At 51.6% G+C, this 603-nt stretch carries 2 protein-coding genes; both read left to right on the forward strand.

Annotated features, from left to right (window positions below; translation table 11 throughout):
• Nucleotides 1–456: portal protein (locus tag HHU12_RS35230; RefSeq protein ID WP_205960108.1), on the forward strand; the 456-nt coding region annotated here is incomplete at its 5' end.
• Nucleotides 457–473: 17 nt separating this feature from the next.
• Nucleotides 474–548: a DUF5516 domain-containing protein gene (locus HHU12_RS36130; protein ID WP_449401700.1), complete on the forward strand. Its 75-nt coding sequence runs from the start codon at nucleotides 474–476 to the stop codon at nucleotides 546–548.
• Nucleotides 549–603 lie beyond the last annotated feature (55 nt).

Below are 603 nucleotides of genomic sequence, written 5' to 3' on the forward strand. Positions count from 1 at the left end.
CTGTACTTACCGGAGCCTGAGGGATATACCCCGATGAAGCTCTACCGTCTGAACTCATATGTGGTCCAGCGAGACGCTTTCGGTAACGTACTCCAGATTGTCACTCTCGACAAGATTGCGTTCAATGCTCTCCCTGAGGATGTCCGCAGCCAAGTGGAAGCAGCCCAAGGTGAGCAGAAGGAAGACGCTGAGATTGACGTCTACACCCACGTGTACCTGAACGAAGCCGGGGATGGCTACTCGAAGTACGAAGAGGTTGCCGAAGAGGTAGTCAAGTGGGTGAAACGCGCTCCTGAGGCCGGAGAGACGCTCTGGGATTGCATTAAGTCCATTGGTGCCAAAGCAGGGATGACCGAAGAGGAAGTAATCAAGCAGGGCCAGATGGCTCGCATCCTCCGTTCTGATGAGTACAACATCGAGACTGGGGAGATTACTCTATGGCAACCGGGCAGCTGATTCTTATCGTCCTGACTATGGGCTTAATCGCTCGTGGTCTCTGGATGCTGGCCTTGATTATCAAGCAGATAGTCGAGCATAAAGCAGAGTGATAAACTCATGGGCACTAATTAGGTAGCACTATAGGGAAGTGCCCATTATGATTAT

The organism is Flammeovirga aprica JL-4 (assembly GCF_012844305.1).
Lineage (GTDB): Bacteria > Bacteroidota > Bacteroidia > Cytophagales > Flammeovirgaceae > Flammeovirga > Flammeovirga aprica.